We start from the raw sequence: 17,416 nt of genomic DNA, 5'->3' as shown, positions 1-17,416 counted from the left end.
GCATATGAGTCATCGCTGGGGTGTCGAGTCCGAAGTCGGTGAACTCCGCGCCGTGATGCTGCACCGGCCCGGTGCCGAACTCGAACGCCTCACGCCCCGCAACAACGACCAGCTGCTCTTCGACGCCCTGCCGTGGGTGGCGCGCGCCCAGGAGGAACACGACGCCTTCGTCGAGCTGCTGCGCAGCCGCGGGGTGGAGGTGTTCCTGCTGGCCGACCTGCTCACCGAGACACTCGAGGCCAGTGGCGCCGCGCGGGTGCAAAGCGTGTCGTCGGCCGTCGACGCACAGCGTCTCGGTTATGCGCTCGCGGAGGAGCTGACGGGCCATCTGCGTGCCCTGCCCGCTGCCGAGCTCGCCCGGATCCTCATCGCGGGCATGACCTTCGACGAACTGCCCGCGGTGGGCAACGGCGCTGCCCCGTCCCTCGTGCGGCTGATGCACCACGGTTCCGATTTCGCGATCGCACCGCTGCCGAACCTGCTCTTCACGCGCGATTCGTCCTTCTGGATCGGCTCGCGCGTGGCGATCCCCAATCTGGCGCTGCCCGCGCGCCGGCGCGAGACCAGCCTCACCGACCTCATCTACGCCTTTCACCCGCAATTCCTCCACGTGCGACGCGCGTACGAATCGCACACCGCGCCCGTCGAGGGTGGCGACGTGTTGCTCCTCGCGCCCGGCGTCGTCGCCGTGGGGGTGGGGGAGAGGACGAGTCCGGCCGGTGCGGAAGCGTTGGCGCGCAGTGTCTTCGATGACGAGCTCGCGCACACCGTGTTGGCGGTCCCGATCGAGCAGCGCCGGGCGTCGATGCACCTCGACACCGTGTGCACGATGGTCGACGTCGACGCGGTGGTGATGTACCCGGCGATCCGGGACAGCCTCCAGGCGTTCGCCATCCACCGCGAGAACGGCGCGGTGCAGATCTCGGGGCCGCGCCCCTTCCTCGAGGCCGCCGCCGACGCGATGGGGATCGAGAAACTGCGTGTCATCGACACCGGTCTGGATTCCGTTGTCGCCGAGCGTGAGCAGTGGGACGACGGGAACAACACGCTGGCCGTGGCGCCCGGCGTCGTCGTCGCCTACGAACGCAATGTCGAGACGAACACCCGCCTCGAGGATTCGGGGATCGAGGTACTGCGGATCGCCGGGTCGGAACTCGGTTCCGGCCGCGGCGGTCCACGATGCATGTCGTGCCCGCTCTCGCGGGCGGTCCTGTAACTCCTCGTCAGAGGATCTCGCGCACCTTGTCGACCGGACGCGCGAGCACGGTGCCCTTGTCGGTGACGACCAGCGGACGCTCGATGAGGATCGGATTCGCGACCATCGCATCGAGCAGTTCGTCCTCGGACGCCTCGGCCAGGTTCAGCTCCTTGTAGAGCGGTTCCTTCTTCCGGATCGCTCGACTCGGTGTGAGACCTGCCGCATCGAGCAGCGCCTGCAGTTCGTCTCGGGAGGGCGGAGTCTCGAGATATTTGATGACCGTGGGTTCGAGTCCGTTCTCCTTCAGCAACGCCAGAGTGTTGCGTGACGTGCTGCAGCGTGGGTTGTGATAGATCGTCGCCGTGGTTGCCATGGCCCGATTCTGCCCCGGCGCAATCCGTAACCCGCTGCCACCCGCCGCCGTGTTGCCCGATTCGTCCCTGTTGAAGCCGGTGGGCAGCGTTACTACGATCTCCGCGAACTGAAGTTTTTCGAGTTCTCACCAGAAAAGGCACGAAGCACGATGCTCAAAGGTTTCAAGGATTTCCTGCTGCGCGGAAACGTCGTCGAACTCGCCGTCGCAGTGGTCGTCGGCGCGGCGTTCACGTCCATCGTCACGGCGTTCACCGATCACATCGTGAACCCGCTGGTCGCTGCCGTGGGTGGCGACAATGAGATGGGCTTCGGCTTCCGCCTGCTCTCGTCGAACGACGCGACCTTCGTCAACCTGGGCGCCGTCATCTCCGCGGCGATCAACTTCTTGATCATCGCGGCCGTCGTGTACTTCGTGCTCATCGTGCCGGTCAACGCGGCCAAGGCCCGCTTCGCGCCGGAGAAGGAGCCCGAGGACGAGCCGCTGAGCGAGACCGATCTGCTCATCCAGATCCGCGACCTGCTCGAGACCGGGAGTTACAACCACGCCCCTGCCGAGGTGCCCTCGGCCGAAGCGCCCGTCAAGGTCACCGAGCGCTGATAACCTGCGAGAATGCTCGACCTCGCCATCGATCCAGATTCGCCCGTCCCGCCGTTCGAGCAACTGCGGCGACGCATCGTCGACCTGGTCCACGATGGTGAGCTGATCGCTGGTACCAAGCTGCCCACCGTCCGGGGCCTCGCCGACACCCTCGGCATCGCTCCGAACACGGTCGCCAAGACCTACCGGGAACTCGAGAAGGTGGGTGTGCTCGAGGCCCGGGGGCGGGCGGGGACGTTCGTCGCCGACACGGGCGATCCCACCCGCACGCGGGCCCAGCGATCCACCAACGAGTACGTCACCGAGGTGAGGGCACTCGGGATGTCCGACGAGGAGATCCTCGAGTTCGTCTCGGCCGCCCTGCGCGCGGGTTGACCTGCCGATCTTCCGGTTCGTGCAGAGAATGCACGGCGCGTCCGGAATGTGATGATTTTCTCGGGTTCGACGATTCCGCTCCGCAGGCGCCCGAAACTTGCAAGGTTTGTTCGCATGAATGTCCCTGGTGATCGGCCCGGGTCCGAGGAGATCGACGAGGTCTCGGGCGCCCGTGCTTCTGAAGTAGCCGCGTCCGCGGCGCATCCGCCGCAGACCGACAAAGTGGTCTTCGGAGTCGCTGCCGCGCTGGTCGCGGCGATCGTGGTGTGGGGCCTGGCCGCCACCGACAATTTCGGGACCGTTACCGGGAACATCCTCGACTGGATCGTCGTCGAGTTCGGTTGGTTGTTCGTGCTCACGGCGAGCGGATTCGTGTTCTTCGCGCTCTGGCTGGCGGTGAGCCGATACGGCCGCATTCCGCTCGGCAAGGACGACGAGAAGCCGGAGTTCCGCACCGTCAGCTGGATCTCGATGATGTTCGCCGCCGGCATGGGCATCGGCTTGATGTTCTTCGGTGTCGCCGAACCGCTCTCGCACTTCGTCGAGCCGCCACCGGGCAGCACCGGCGGCACCGGCGTCGCGATGGCGACCTCGATGTTCCACTGGAGCCTGCATCCCTGGGCGATCTACGCCGTGGTGGGTCTGGCCATCGCCTACGGCACCTTCCGCAGGGGTCGCAAGCAGCTCATCAGCTCGGCGTTCATCCCGCTGCTGGGACGCCGGGCCGAAGGTCCGCTCGGCAAGGTCATCGACATCCTCGCCCTGTTCGCGACCCTGTTCGGCACCGCGGCGTCGCTCGGCCTGGGCGCGCTGCAGATCGGCTCGGGCTTCGAGGTCACCGGCTGGCTCGAGACGGCCGGAGTGATGCTGCTCGTCGCGATCGTCGCACTGCTCACGCTCGCGTTCATCGCCTCCGCGGTCACGGGTGTCGCCAAGGGCATCCAATATCTGTCGAACATCAACATGGTGCTCGCCGCGATCCTGGCGATCTTCGTGTTCGTGCTCGGACCCACCGTCTTCATCCTCAACCTCGTGCCCACCACCCTCGGTGCCTACGCCGCGGAGTTCGCCCGCATGTCGGCGCGCACGGCCGCCTCCAACGAGGCCGCAGGTGAGTGGCTGTCGAGCTGGACGATCTTCTACTGGGCGTGGTGGGTCTCGTGGGCGCCCTTCGTCGGCATGTTCCTCGCCCGCATCAGCCGCGGCCGCACCATCCGCGAGTTCATCGTCGGTGTCATCCTCGTCCCGAGCCTCGTCAGCCTCATCTGGTTCTCGGTGTTCGGCGGCGCCGGTATCGGACAGCAGCTGGACGGCCTGGACATCGCGGGTGCCGACAGCGTCGAAGGACAGCTGTTCGGGGTGCTCGGCAACCTCCCGCTCACCGGCATCGCCACGGTCGTCGCGATGCTCCTCATCGCCATCTTCTTCATCTCCGGAGCGGACTCCGCGTCGATGGTGATGGGCAGCCTCAGTCAACGCGGCACCCTCGCGCCGAATCGCGGCGTCGTGGTCTTCTGGGGCGGACTCACCGGCGGTGTCGCGGCCCTGCTGCTGTGGAGCGGCGGCGAGGAAGCCCTCAACGCCCTGCAGACGATGACGATCATCGCGGCAGCTCCCTTCCTCCTCGTGATGATCGGTCTGTGCGTGTCGCTGTACCGGGATCTGCAGCGCGACCCCCTGATCACGGGCGGGCGCAGGAAACGGACACTGCGCAAGGTCGAATGACCGAGCGGTCCCACATCGCGGACGTCGAGTTCCTGCTCGACGTCCTCGATGCGCGTCCGGGCACGTCCGTCCTCGCGATCGACGCCGGGCCCGCCTCCGACGTGGTCGCCGAGAACGTCGGTCCCCACGGCCGCGTGCGCGTGGCACCCTCGGTGACCCGCGCCCACGAGTTCGCGCAGCGGGAGAAGTTCGACCGCATCTACGCACTCGACATCCCCGACCTCCGCGAGGACACCGCCGCCGCGGCCGCCCTCGCGCCGCTGCTGACCGACGACGGACAACTGTGGGTGATCGACGGGGCAGGACCGGGGGAGGACACCGGAACCGTCTCGATGACCGTGAGCACCGTTCTCGCACGGGCAGGATTCGCGATCGTCGACATCCTCGAACGCGGATCGCGAGTCGCGGTGTCGGCGGCGGCCGGACGACGGCATCACGGGTGACACACGACGCCGCGTGCCTGCGGTGAGTTGTCGCCCACCCCGAGTACGGTGTCGCCTGCCCGGCAGTTGCTCTTCGAGAGGAGTGCGCGTGACCGACACCGACCGATTCGACGAGGCCCTCGACCGCGATTGGTCCCGTTACGCCTCGCAACTGGCCCGGCGCATCTCCGAACTCGCCGGACCCGACGCCTTCGAACTGCACGCCGAGACCGCCTCGGGGCCCGCGGCCTGCGTGCGGGTGCTCGCGAGCGCCGGGGGACACGCCACGATCGAGGTCACCGGATCCGAGCCGGTCACCAGGCCCGTGTCCGAGGCCGACACGCTCGCCCGGCACATCGTGTCGGTGCTGCGCGGTCGCGGGAAGGTGCCGCATCCGGCCTTCTTGCAGGCACACCCGCCCTCAGCCCTCGGCGACCTCCGCGAACGCGTGAGCGATGCGCTCGCGCACGCCCTCGGCCGCCCTGTGCCGGTCGACGCCGACGGCGACTTCGTCGTCGTCCTCGACTCCCATGTGGTCTTCGTCGTGATCGACGACGACGGCAGCATCCGGCTGTGGGCACCGCTGCTGCACGCGATCCCCGAGGACGACACCCCGGGAGCCGCGCCCACCGGCGGTCGCACCCACGCGCTCGCCGAGCTCACCGAACTGAACCGGACGTGGCCGCACATCAAGGTGGTGCTCGTCGAGGACCGGCTTGTCGCCACCGTCGACCTGCTCGGCGATCCGTTCGTGCCCCGCCACCTGTCCGAGCTGCTCCAACGACTCAAGGGCTTCCTCACGGTCGTCGACGAGCGATTCGAGCGCCGCTTCGACGGCATCCGCTACGGCTCCGACAGGGACCGCGACGTCGAGCTGGCCGAGGGCAGCGTGCTCGACGAACCCAACTGAGCTCTCCTCGGGACGAGCGACTGCGCTCCGCTCAGCGCCAGCTGGGGAGCCACAGCTGGTCGTTCCAGTGCTCCGGGGTGATCGGCAGCGCCGTGAGAATCGGCCACAACCACACGAAGTTCGCGATGACGAGCCCGACATACAGGCACACCACGAGCAGCCCGGTCGTCCGTCGTTCCGTCGAGGCGTGCGGCGACCCGAGGATGTCGCCGAGCACCAGCGCGACACCCATCACCAGGAACGGCGCCATCGGCACCGCGTAGAAGTAGTACATCTGCCGGTCGAGGCTCGCGAACCACGGGAGGATCCCCGCGCCGTATCCGGTGAGCACCGCGGCCCACCGCCAGTCGCGGCGGACGAGCAGCTGCCACAGTCCCCATCCGAGCACCGGCACCGACACCCACCACAGCGCCGGCGTTCCGATCAGCATCACGGCCTTGACGCACTGCTCGGCGTCGCATCCGCTGATCCGCTCACCGTCGGCGAAGTAGTACAGCATCGGACGCAGGCCCATCGGCCACGTCCACGGCTTCGACTCCCAGGGATGCTGGTTGCCGGCCGAGTTCGTCAGGCCGGAGTGGAACTCCAGGACGCTCGCGCTGTAGTACCAGAGTGACCGCAGCGCGTCGGGCACGAACGAGAACATCCCGTCGTGGCCGATCCGCGAGCCGACCGCGTGACGGTAGACGCCGGTCTCGCTCGCGAACCACGCCCAGTAGGTCGACAGGTACACCCCGAGCGGGACGAGCACGAGGGCATACAGCGCCGGACCGATGTCGCGCAGGGCCGTCCCGATCCACGGTCGCTGCACCCGGTACGCGCGACGCGCCGCGAGGTCGAAGGCCACGGACATCAGCCCGAAGAACGCGATGAAGTACAGGCCCGACCACTTGGTGCCCACCGCGAGACCCAGCAGGATGCCCGCACCGAAGCGCCACCAGCGCACCCCGAAACGCGGACCCCACACACTGTCGAGGACACGGCCCTCGGCGTGCACCTTCGCCATGCGGGAACGCACATCGTCGCGATCGACGATCAGGCATCCGAAGGCCGCGACGACGAAGACCGCCTGGAAGATGTCGAGCATGCCGAGGCGGGACGACACGAAGGTCACCCCGTCGACGACGAGCAGCAGACCGGCGATCGCGCCGAGCATCGTCGAGCGGGTCAGCCGCCGCACGATCCGCACGACCAGCAGGACGAGCACGACACCGGCCGCAGCGGCCGAGAAACGCCAACCCCACGCGGTGTATCCGAACAGTGCCTCGCCGAGCGCGATCATCTGTTTGCCGACGGGCGGATGCACGACGAGCCCGTAGCCGGGATTGTCCTCGATCCAGCCGCCGGTGAGCACCTGCCAGCCCTGCGGTGCGTAGTGCTTCTCGTCGAACACCGGCGTCTTCGCATCGGTGGGGTAGTTGAGCATCGTGAACCGCGTGATCGCGGCGAGCGCCGTGACGAAGGCGGTGACGATCCAGCCGCGCGCCCGATCTTCCGGAAGGGGCTCGGGTCCGGGCACCAACGGGCCGGGACCGATGAGGCGACGATCCTGCGCTGCCGACGGACCACGGCCGGGGGCCTGTGAAGGGCTGCGGTCCGTCACGGTCACGTTCCGATCGTAGGCTGAGCCGTATGCAGGCAGCCAAACCGGTCCACGGCGCGAATCCGGGAGAGGGCCGGCTCGTGCTGGCCGCCACTCCGATGGGAGATATCGGTGACGCCTCGGCGCGTCTCCGCGACGCTCTCGGCACCGCCGACGTCATCGCCGCCGAGGACACCCGGCGCACCAAGGCACTCGCCGCGGCGCTCGGCGTCACCATCACCGGGCGGGTCGTGAGCTTCTACGATCAGGTCGAGGTGTCGCGACTGCCGGGCCTGGTCACCGACATCGAGGAGGGCCGCACCGTCCTGCTCGTCACCGACGCGGGCATGCCGTCGGTGAGCGATCCCGGCTATCGGCTCGTCGCGGCGTGCGTCGAGGCCGGTCTGCCGGTGACCTGCCTGCCCGGTCCGTCCGCCGTGACCACCGCCCTCGCCCTGTCGGGCCTGCCGGTCGAGCGGTTCTGCTTCGACGGGTTCCCACCCCGCAAACCGGGCCAGCGACGCGCGTATTTCGGCACGCTCGTCCAGGAGCCTCGCGCCGTGGTGTTCTTCGAGGCACCGCACCGGCTCGCGGCCTGTCTGGCCGACGCCGTCGACGTGCTCGGCGGTGACCGTCGCGCCGCCGTCTGCCGCGAACTCACCAAGACCTACGAGGAAGTGCGCCGCGGCACGCTCGCCGAACTCGCCGAGTGGGCCGTCGAGGGCGCGCGCGGTGAGATCACCGTGGTGCTCGAAGGGGCGGTTGCCGTGGCCACCGACCCCGTCGACCTCGTCGACGAGGTGGAACGGAAGGTCGAGGACGGGATGCGGCTGAAGGACGCCTGCGCCGTCGTCGCCGAAGCGGCGTCGACGTCGTCCGGTGCGACGGTCTCGAAGCGCGAACTGTACGACGCGGTGCTGGAAGCGCGTCGCGACTGACGCGGTGCTGGAAGCGCGTCGCGACTGACGCGGCCTGCCGCCCACCGATCGAGAAGAACGCATATCGGACGCGCCGCGGGGTCCGGGGACATTGCGTGCCACGGAAGCCTAGACTCTGCCGGGTCCCGAGCGCAGACGTCACCGGCACCGGCCGGTCGGACGCTGTCGGGGGCTTCGGACGATCAGGAGGACGCGGATGGATTCGGTGAACGATTTCCTCGTCGAGGTGGGCGGGGTGGTGTGGGGGCCGTACCTGCTCATCCCGCTGCTGTTGGGCACGGGCCTCGTGCTCACGATTCGGCTGAAGGGCATCCAGTTCCGCAAGCTGTGGCCCGCACTGCGGCTGGGTCTGATCACCCGCCACGACGAAGGCGCCACCGAAGGCGACATCTCCCAGTACCAGGCACTGACCACCGCGCTCGCCGCGACGGTGGGCGTGGGCAACATCGCTGGTGTCGGCACCGCGATCTACTTCGGCGGGCCCGGCGCGCTGTTCTGGATGTGGGTCACCGGCCTGGTCGGCATGGCCAGCAAGTACTCCGAGGCGTTCCTCGGCGTGAAGTACCGCACGACCGACGCCAAGGGTGAGCAGAGCGGTGGTCCGCAGTACTACCTCGCCCGCGCCATCCCCAACAAGGCCGGTCTCGTCCTGAGCCTGCTGTTCGCGGTGTTCGCCGTGCTCGCCAGCTTCGGCATCGGCAACATGACCCAGGCCAACACCGTCGCCACCCAGCTCGACGGCACCTTCGGTGTGCCGACCTGGCTCAGTGGCATCGTGATGACCGTGCTCGCCGCGGCAGTCCTGCTCGGCGGCATCAAGTCCATCGGCAGGGTCACCGCCGGCTTCGTGCCCGCGATGATCCTCCTCTACGTCGGCGCCGGCATCATCGTCCTCGCGGTCAACTTCACGCAGATCCCCGATGCCTTCGCGCTCATCTTCACCGATGCCTTCACCGGCACGGCGGCCACCGGTGGCTTCATCGGATCGGTCTTCATGATCGCTCTGCGTTACGGCGTGGCGCGCGGCATCTTCTCGAACGAGTCGGGCATGGGCAGCGCGGCGATCGCCGCCGCGGCCGCCCAGACCACCCACCCGGTGCGTCAGGGCCTGGTGTCGATGACCCAGACGTTCATCGACACGATCATCGTCGTCACCTTCACCGGTCTGGTCATCGTCACGACCGGAGCCTGGGAGTCCGGCGAGCAGGGCGCCGCGATGACATCGGCCGGCTTCGCCGACGGCCTCGGTGGGGACTGGGGTCACTGGATCGTTGCCATCTCGGTCGTCTTCTTCGCCTTCTCGACGATCCTCGGCTGGTCGTACTACGGCGAGCGGTGCGTCGAGCGTCTCGTCGGTCGCCGCGGCGTGGTGCCCTACCGCGCGATCTTCGTGATCGTGGTGTTCATCGGTGCCACCACCCAGCTCGAGGTGGTCTGGAACTTCTCGGACGTGATGAACGGCCTCATGGCCTTGCCGAACCTGATCGGTCTGCTGGTGCTGTCGGGACTGATCGCGCGGGAGACGAAGGCCTACCTGGATCGCGATCCGTATCTATTGAACAGCCCCGTCGCGACGGACGATCCCGACGTCGTGAAGTAGGCCGGGGATACGCGAAGGGCCCCGCGTGATGCGGGGCCGAACGTATGTGGAGCATGCCTCCACGCCGACCCGGAACTACCCCTCGTCAGTCCCTATCGGCGTGGAGGCCCCCGCCCCACACTGCAAGGCCGAACCTTGCGTGGTCACCACTCTTCCCCGTCTTTGATGGGGACGAAGAATACCGACCGGCGCGGAACCGGTATCATCCCTGCTCAGACGTGGTGAGGAATTTTTCCGCAGCGGATGTTTGCAGGCGGGGAACGGGAGCACGAAGGGCGCGGAACGGATGTCAGAGACCGGCGGAAAGCCTGGTTCGGCGCAGCGTCAGTTCTTCGCCGACCAGTTGCGCATGCTGTTCGCCGCAGCCGGTCGTCCCGCCCTCAAGAAGGTCGTCTCGGATGCCGCGACCGTCGCCCGGGCGGTGGGCAGCGACCGGACCGTCTCCGTACAGCGGGTCAGCGACTGGCGCAGCGGCAACCGGATGCCGGCCAACTTCGAGTCGGTGCATCCGGTGCTCGTGGTCCTCATCCGCGCGGCGCGGGAGCTCAACGCCGAACCGCCGGCCCCCGGTCTGTACTCCCTGAAGCAGTGGGAGAACTGGTGGAAGGCCGCGCGCGGCCAGGCGAACGCTCCGCGCACCAAGGAATCGGCATCGGTATCGGTGCCGCCCGGGATCCGCCCTTACAAGGGACTCGCCTCCTACCGTCAGAACGACGCCCGGTTGTTCTTCGGGCGCGCCCAGAGTGTGCGGACCCTCGCCGACGTGGTGACGGCCTCCCACGGGCAGGGCCCGGTCGTGGTGACCGGTGCCTCCGGCGTCGGCAAGTCCTCGCTCGTACAGGCCGGTCTCATTCCCCAGCTGTGTTCCGCGCCGGACTGCCACCCGGTGGTCCTCACCCCCGGCACCGACCCGGTGGCACGACTCGTCGACGCGCTCCCCGAACTGACCGACGTCGGCGACCCCGCCGACCACACCGCCGTCCACGCGTCCCTGCGTGCCGCGACCTCCCGTACGTCGTCGTCCTTGCTGCTGATCGTGGTCGACCAGATCGAGGAACTGTTCACCCAGTGCAGCGACGTCGCTCTGCGCACCGAGTTCCTCACCCTGATCGAGACGGCGTCGACCGGTTCGGACGGCGACGCGCCCGCACTCGTCGTCGCGACGATGAGGTCGGACTTCTACGACCAGGCAGTGGCCACTCCCGTGCTCGCCCGGGCCCTCGAACGGCGGACCAAGACCGTCCAGCCCCTCGACCGCGACGATCTCGTCGAGGTCATCACCGCGCCCGCCAAACTCGTGGGTGTCCGCCTCGAACCAGGTCTCGTCGACCTCATCCTCCACGACCTCACCGGACTGGCCGACGGTGAGATCAGCGGCACCGAGCTTCCCCTGCTGTCCCACCTGCTCGACTCCCTGTGGGACAAGCGCAGCGGGGGCACGCTCACCGTCGCCGCCTACCGCGCGACCGGCGGGGTCCGCGGATCCGTCGCCGCCGGCGCCGAACGAGCGTGGGAGAGTCTCGCCGACGATTCCGACCGTGCCCGTGCCCGCTCGATGCTCGTCCACCTGGTGTACGTCACCACGACCGGCACGGACGTCAAGATCGCGCGGTCGCTGAACGAACTGCTCGCGGTCGGCGGGGAGGATCGCGACGCGTCGAAGCGCGTCCTCGACCATTTCGTGTCGGCACGTGTGCTCGTCGTCGACGCCGACTATGTCGAACTCATCCACGATGCGGTGATCGACGCGTGGCCCCGACTCAAGTCCTGGATCCAGCAGGACCGCGCCGGTGCCGCCCTGCGACAGCAGATCGAGGCCGACGCGTCGACCTGGCTCGGCTCCGGACGCAACCGCGAGCTGCTCTACCAGCGCGGACGCATGGACGTCGTGTCCGAGCAGAATCCGCACCTCGCCATGGCGGGCACTCCCGAGGGCCGGCGCGGGCCGGTCGCGCTCAGCCCCACCGCGGTGGCCTTCCTCGACGCCTCCCGCCGGCAGATCGCCCGCGAGACCCGGACCCGGCGGGTCGGCATCACCGCGATGGCGCTGTCCACGATCATCGCGTTCGTCATGACCGGACTGGCCTGGGACGCGAAGAGCCGGGCCGAGACGGCACGGAGCACCGCGCAGTTCCAGCAGATCGTCGCGCTGTCCGACTCCCTGCGGGACAAGGACTCCACGATCTCGGCGAACCTGGCGCTCGTCGCGGCCGAACTCCAGCCCGACAGCCCGGTCGCGTACTCGAGGCTCATCGCCAGCCAGGCCGTGCCCCTCGCCTACACACTGAGCGGACACACCGGGCCGGTCTACGGCGTCGTCGTCTCCCCCGACGGGGCCACCCTCGCGTCGGCGAGCGATGACGGCACCGTCCGCCTGTGGGCACTCGACGGCGACGAACCGTCCGCCGTGGGCGAGCCGTTGCGGTTGTCGTCGAAGTACATGGCGTCCGTCTCGTTCAGCCCCGACGGCCGTTTCCTCGCGATCGGGGCAGGTGACGGCGGTGTGTGGATCTACGACGCGTCCGATCGTGCCGCGCCGCGCGTGGTGCTCGACCGGCAGGTCTACGCCGACGGCGCCGTGCACAACGTGCGGTACTCACCCAACGGGCGGGTGCTCGCCGTGCCCTACGACGACGGGCACGTCGCACTCGTCGACACCTCGGATCCCGGATCGGGCCGGTTCCCCGTCACCTTGGTCGACGAGCACGACGGTGGTGTGCGGACGGTGGCCTTCCGTCCCGGTGGGCAGGTCCTCGCCACGTCGAGCGACGACCGCACCGTCCGGCTATGGGACGTGAGCACGCCCTCGCGGCCGGTGCCGCTCGGTGAGCCGCTCACCGGTTTCGGCGACGTGGCCCATTCGGTGAGCTTCAACGGCGACGGCACGATCCTCGCGGCGAGCAGCGACGACGGTGTGCTGCACCTGTTCGACACCACCGATCCGAGCGCGGCCCGCCCGCTGGGGGTGCCGACGAACGCCCACACCGGCGGTGTCTGGAACATCGCCTTCCTCCCCGACGGACGCACACTGGCGAGCGCGTCCTGGGACGGCACCGCGAAACTGTGGGACGTCGACCCGTCGACACGAACCCTCGACGAGATCGGCCCGCCGCTGACCGGGCACGGAGGCGGTGTCCCGACGCTCGCGGTGAGCCCGACCGGGACCACCGTCGTCACCGGCGGACAGGATTCCAACGTCCGGGTGTGGACGATGCCGCAGACCCGGATGGCGGTCGCCGACGGAGCGCTGACCAGGCCGGCGATCGATCGTGCCGGAGCCCTCGTCGCGACCGGCAGCTACGGACCGGATGTCACGCTCTGGCGGGTCGATCAGGGCGGCGACTGGAACCGCGCCGGTGGGATCGCGTTGCCGCGCCCGCTCGGCGGTGCGTACGTGTGCGCGCTCTCGCCCGCGGGCACGATCCTGGCCACGGCACCGACCTCCGGCGGCAGCGTGCAATTGTGGGACGTGCGCGATCCGGCAACACCGAAGCCGTTCGGCGATCCGGTGCCGCTCGACACGAGGTTCACCTCCGCCCTGGCGTTCGGACCCGACGGCACGACCCTCGTGACCGGCGCCGACGACTCCACGGTGCAGTTGTGGGACATCGCGGATCCCGCCGAACCGGTGCCGTGGGGCCAGCCGCTGACGGGACCGAAGAATCTCGTGCGCAGTGCTGCCATCAGCCCCGACGGCCGAAGTCTCGTGGTCACGAGCGCCGACAGCGAGATCTACGCCTGGAACGTGACCGATCCGCGCTCCCCGACACGGGTGAACGTCTCGGACGGGCACGCAACCGGCGTGAACACCGTGGCCTTCGGCGGGTCGAGCGACGTGCTGGTGACCGGCGGGGACGACCACGACGTGGTGGTCTGGGACCGCACCGAGTCCGGTGACTTCGTCGCCCGCGAGACCCGGTTGAGCGGCCACACCGGCACGGTCTACTCCGTCTCCATCACCCTCGACGGCACCCGCGCGGTCAGCGGCAGCGACGACGGCACTGTCCGTCTGTGGGACGTCGCCGACCCGGGCGGCATGCACGAGATCGGTGGCCCGGTCACCGACATGGGAACGGGACGATGGCAGGTGACCTTCGCGCCCGACAGCACCATCGTCGCCGCCGGTGGCGACGGTCTGCTCCGCACATGGGGGCTCGACGCCGATGCCGTCGTAGCCCGCATCTGCCGTTCCACCTCGGTGCGACTCGAGGAGGTCCTCGACCGTTACGAGTTGCCGTCGCCTCCCGACGAGGTGTGCTGAACGGCTGCCCGCGCGTCGCCGAGCGCGAGGATGCTGGCGGCCTTGTCGAGGCATTCCTGCCATTCCGCGTCGGGATCGGAGTCGATGGTGATGCCGCCTCCCACACCGAGCGCGCACACGCCGTTGCCGCTGTCGTCGTGCCCGAACTCGACGGTGCGGATCGCGACGTTCAGTTCGGTGCCGGCGATCGGACTCGACATGCCGACGGTGCCGCAGTAGACACCTCGCGCGGAACCCTCCCACCTGGTGAGCAGCGTCCGGGCGCGGAGTTTCGGGCAGCCCGTCACCGATGCGGGCGGGAACGCCGCGTCGAGCACATCGGCGACCGTCACACCCGGTCGCCGCTCCGCCGCGACGGTGGACACCAGATGCCACACGCCGGGTGCGGGACGCACGGTCAGAAGATCCTCGACCCGCACCGAACCGGTCTCGGCGACGCGGCCGAGATCGTTGCGGACGAGATCGACGATCATCACGTTCTCGGCGACGTCCTTGACCGATGCCCGTAGCCCGGCGGGGTCGGCGGAGAGGGGGAGGGTGCCCTTGATCGGACTCGACCGCAGCGTGTCGCCGTGGAGGGAGACGAACAGTTCGGGCGAGAGCGACGCGACCGCACCCCACGATCCCTGCAGGTAGGCGGCGCGCGGAGGGTCAGTCCGGGAGATCCCGTCGGCGAAGAACGCCAGCGGATCGCCGTCCCATCTGCCCGTGAACCGCGTGCACACGCACGCCTGGTACACCTCGCCGGCGCGGATCGCGTCGAGACAGTGTTCGACGCCGCGGCGGTGCTCGTCGCGAGGCGGTGGTGTCCAGTCGATGTGCCAGTCCGTGGCGTTCGTCGACTCTGTGGCGTTCGTCGGCGGGGCGGCGGTCGACGGTGAATCGAGGACTGCCGCGGCGAGATCGTCGGGGCAGGGTGCGGTACCGAGGGTCTCGTACCACCAGCACCCGTCGGCGTCGAGACGCAGGACAGTGTCGGTCCACCCGCTCGCGGCGAGGGGCAGCGCGGGTCGGTCCGGGATGCGATCCGGGTAGGCGAGATAACCGATGCGCCCGCCTCCGATGAGCGGCCGGTCGTCACTGCGCTGGAAGCGCCGATCGGCACCGCCGGGCCCGGGAGCGTCCGCGGGGAGGGAGAAGACCTCTGCCGGTGGGACGGATTCGACGGACACGGACGGGACGAGCACGGCCGCCGCCCCGAACCATTCACCCGACAGTGCCGCCGGGGCGGGGATCGCGAGGATCCTGGCGCGTTCTGCGAGTGCACCGAGCACGCGATCGACGGTGCCGCCGCGGCCGAGTCGTTCCATCCGCATGGCGTCAGCTTGTCATGTCTGGTCGGAAGCATCGGGACGAGCCCGGAGATGCGTGAGCTTGTCGGGATTGCGGACCACGTAGACGCCGGTGATCAGGTGGTCGTCGATCTCGAGGTGCAGCACCATGTCGAGGACACCTGCCGAGTAGACGAGGAAACCGGGCATCGAGTTCACCACGGCCGGCTCGATGGTCATGTCGGGCAGCGGATGCCGGACCAGTCCGAGGAACAGGCCGGCGACCTTCGCGGAGCCGAAGACCGGAACTCGGGCCGCAGTGACCTTGCCGCCACCGTCGGCGAGGTACCGCACGTCGGGAGCCAGCAGCGACAGCAGTCCGTCGAGGTCGCCGGTGGTGGCCGCGGTGAGGAACGCCGCGACCACCCGGTCGGTCTCGTCGCCCGCGGGAGTGAAGCGTCGCTGCCGGGCATGGACGTGCTCGCGGGCGCGGTGCGCGATCTGCCGGACGGCACTCTCGGTACGGTCGACCGTCTCGGCGATGCGCCCGTACTCGAAACCGAACACCTCGCGCATCACGAAAACCGCGCGTTCGACGGGCGTCAATGTCTCGAGCACCAACAGCATCGCGGTCGACACCGACTCGGCGAGTTCGACCTCGGCGGCTGCGTCGGGGGCGGTGAGCATCGGCTCGGGCAACCACGGCCCGACGTAGTCCTCCCGGCGGCGTTGCGCCGAGCGCAGCGAGTTCAGCGCCTGACGCGTCACGATCTGCGCCGCGTAGGCCCGCGGATTGTCGACGCTGCCGGTGTCGGTGCGGGCCCAGCGGATGTAACTCTCCTGCAGGACGTCCTCGCTGTCGGCGACACTGCCGGTGATCTCGTAGGCGATCGAGAACAGCAGTCCCCGATGCTCGGTGAAGACGTCGTCGCCGGTCATACGTGAGCCTTCTCGCGTGCGGCGGTGTCCGGTCCGCGTCGGGACGGCAGGGCACGTCCGCGCGCCTGGAGTTGCATGGTGTGGATGGTCCCACGAACGACGGCTTCCTTCACCGGTGCTGCGAGCCGACCGCGCAGGGCCCACCTCGACGGGGTGTCGTCGCGTGCCGACAACTGCACGACGCCGCGATCGCGGCCGAGAGAGATGCAGGTCGTGACGAAACCGAGCGAGAGCGGTGCCGGCTCGCGTCCCTGCAACAACTGCCACACCGTGTCGGCGCCGTGGATGCCGAGCGGCATCGCCGCCTGGCAGCTCATGCGCAGGTGGTCGTTGCCGTCCACCACCACTGCGTCGCCCACGCCGACGACCGGCATGCCGTCGCCCACGCCGACGATCGGCGAGCCGTCGACCGCCTGCAGGGTGTCGCGCACCCGGAGACGACCGTCGTCGTCGACCGGCAGGCCGCTGCGACGCGCCAGGTCGGGCACGGAGAAACCGGCCGTGCGGACCACGAGGGTCGCGGGGATCTCGGAGCCGTCGTCGAGGACGACCGAGCCGTCGTCGATGTGGGCGACCCGCGTTCCCGACCGGACCTGAACGCCCAGTTCGTCGAGCCGGTGGCGGATGTAACGCTGCGTGTTCACAGGAAGGGCCGCTCCCGGATCGCCGACGAGGACGAGGGTGTGCCGCGGATGCGACTGTGCGAGTTCGGTGACGGTCTCGAGACCGGTGAGCCCGCCACCGATCACGACGACGGAGGCGTGATCGTCCGCCTCGAGGAGCGCGTCGCGCAGGGCAGTGGCGGAGTCGAGGTCGGCGACGGAGAACGCCTTCTCCGCACCGGGGATCGCGCCGGAGCCCGTGGTGCTGCCGACGGCGTAGACCACCGCGTCGCATGGCAGGACCGTGCCGTCGGCGAGGGACACCGCGTAGGGCTCGATCCGTACGGCCGTGCCGACGTGCAGCGTCACCCGCGGGTGCAGGAGATCGGACAGTTCGTGTGTGGCGGTTCCGGATCCGGCCGCCACCTGGTGGAGCCGGACGCGTTCGACGAAGACCGGTCGCGGGTTCACGACGGTGACCGCCACCTCGGGGTGTTCGGCGAGCAAGCGGTTCGCAGCCATCACTCCGGCGTAGCCCGCCCCTACGACCACCACATGGAATTGCGTCGTCATCGCTCTGTTCCCTTCGCTTGTCGGAAGTGGTGTCACCGATAGGACAC

The 17,416-nt window shown here is 69.1% G+C and carries 14 protein-coding genes; 9 read left to right on the top strand and 5 right to left on the bottom strand.

The window, feature by feature from the left end; genetic code table 11:
* The first annotated feature begins 4 nt into the window (after positions 1-4).
* Positions 5-1,216, top strand: a complete 1,212-nt coding sequence (gene arcA / locus M3330_RS06530) for an arginine deiminase (protein WP_006553799.1) — start codon at positions 5-7, stop codon at positions 1,214-1,216.
* Positions 1,217-1,223: 7 nt separating this feature from the next.
* On the opposite strand, the gene arsC is transcribed toward arcA, so the two are convergent.
* On the bottom strand, positions 1,224-1,571 hold the full coding sequence (gene arsC, locus M3330_RS06525; RefSeq protein ID WP_255027775.1) for an arsenate reductase (glutaredoxin): 348 nt from the start codon (positions 1,569-1,571) through the stop codon (positions 1,224-1,226).
* A gap of 150 nt (positions 1,572-1,721) precedes the next feature.
* Between arsC and mscL the strand changes: the two genes are divergently transcribed.
* From mscL to M3330_RS06500, 5 genes are all read left to right on the top strand, one after another.
* The gene (gene mscL, locus M3330_RS06520) at positions 1,722-2,171 is read left to right on the top strand and encodes a large conductance mechanosensitive channel protein MscL (RefSeq protein WP_006553801.1); all 450 of its coding nucleotides are present in this window, start codon (positions 1,722-1,724) and stop codon (positions 2,169-2,171) included.
* A gap of 12 nt (positions 2,172-2,183) precedes the next feature.
* On the top strand, positions 2,184-2,546 hold the full coding sequence (locus M3330_RS06515; RefSeq protein ID WP_039583790.1) for a GntR family transcriptional regulator: 363 nt from the start codon (positions 2,184-2,186) through the stop codon (positions 2,544-2,546).
* A gap of 114 nt (positions 2,547-2,660) precedes the next feature.
* Entirely contained in the window at positions 2,661-4,271 is a 1,611-nt protein-coding gene (locus M3330_RS06510; RefSeq protein WP_006553803.1) for a BCCT family transporter, read from the top strand.
* Positions 4,268-4,714, top strand: a complete 447-nt coding sequence (locus M3330_RS06505; protein ID WP_255027754.1) for a hypothetical protein — start codon at positions 4,268-4,270, stop codon at positions 4,712-4,714. Before M3330_RS06510 ends, M3330_RS06505 begins: the two co-directional genes overlap by 4 nt.
* Before the next feature lie 88 nt (positions 4,715-4,802).
* Positions 4,803-5,603, top strand: a complete 801-nt coding sequence (locus M3330_RS06500; protein ID WP_006553805.1) for a hypothetical protein — start codon at positions 4,803-4,805, stop codon at positions 5,601-5,603.
* Positions 5,604-5,634: 31 nt separating this feature from the next.
* Here M3330_RS06500 and M3330_RS06495 read toward each other — a convergent pair whose 3' ends face one another.
* Positions 5,635-7,206, bottom strand: coding sequence for a dolichyl-phosphate-mannose--protein mannosyltransferase (locus M3330_RS06495; RefSeq protein WP_255028849.1), 1,572 nt, complete (start codon positions 7,204-7,206; stop codon positions 5,635-5,637).
* 29 nt (positions 7,207-7,235) lie between these two features.
* Here M3330_RS06495 and rsmI point away from each other — a divergent pair, with 29 nt between their 5' ends.
* The 3 genes from rsmI to M3330_RS06480 all read left to right on the top strand — a co-directional run bounded on the left by rsmI (position 7,236) and on the right by M3330_RS06480 (position 13,984).
* Entirely contained in the window at positions 7,236-8,123 is an 888-nt protein-coding gene (gene rsmI / locus M3330_RS06490; RefSeq protein ID WP_051424886.1) for a 16S rRNA (cytidine(1402)-2'-O)-methyltransferase, read from the top strand.
* Between the two features lie 196 nt (positions 8,124-8,319).
* Complete coding sequence (locus M3330_RS06485) at positions 8,320-9,723, top strand: sodium:alanine symporter family protein (protein WP_006553808.1); 1,404 nt, start codon at positions 8,320-8,322, stop codon at positions 9,721-9,723.
* Positions 9,724-10,009: 286 nt separating this feature from the next.
* Complete coding sequence (locus M3330_RS06480; RefSeq protein ID WP_255027749.1) at positions 10,010-13,984, top strand: WD40 repeat domain-containing protein; 3,975 nt, start codon at positions 10,010-10,012, stop codon at positions 13,982-13,984.
* On the opposite strand, the gene M3330_RS06475 is transcribed toward M3330_RS06480, so the two are convergent.
* From M3330_RS06475 to M3330_RS06465, 3 genes are read right to left on the bottom strand one after another with little or no spacing between them, the layout of a single operon-like run.
* Complete coding sequence (locus M3330_RS06475; protein ID WP_071934493.1) at positions 13,948-15,300, bottom strand: aminodeoxychorismate synthase component I; 1,353 nt, start codon at positions 15,298-15,300, stop codon at positions 13,948-13,950. The genes M3330_RS06480 and M3330_RS06475 overlap by 37 nt on opposite strands.
* Positions 15,301-15,312: 12 nt before the next feature.
* The gene (locus M3330_RS06470; RefSeq protein ID WP_024103206.1) at positions 15,313-16,194 is read right to left on the bottom strand and encodes an RNA polymerase sigma-70 factor; all 882 of its coding nucleotides are present in this window, start codon (positions 16,192-16,194) and stop codon (positions 15,313-15,315) included.
* Positions 16,191-17,369 carry an NAD(P)/FAD-dependent oxidoreductase gene (locus M3330_RS06465; RefSeq protein ID WP_255027746.1) on the bottom strand — a complete coding sequence of 393 codons (1,179 nt, stop codon included), beginning with the start codon at positions 17,367-17,369 and terminating at the stop codon, positions 16,191-16,193. Before M3330_RS06465 ends, M3330_RS06470 begins: the two co-directional genes overlap by 4 nt.
* Positions 17,370-17,416: the final 47 nt, after the last annotated feature.

This window comes from Rhodococcus sp. GA1 (assembly GCF_024321955.1).
In the GTDB taxonomy this organism is placed as follows: domain Bacteria; phylum Actinomycetota; class Actinomycetes; order Mycobacteriales; family Mycobacteriaceae; genus Rhodococcus; species Rhodococcus pyridinivorans.
The sequence above is the reverse complement of the archived record's forward strand: the minus strand, read 5'-3'. Positions and strand labels throughout refer to the sequence as shown.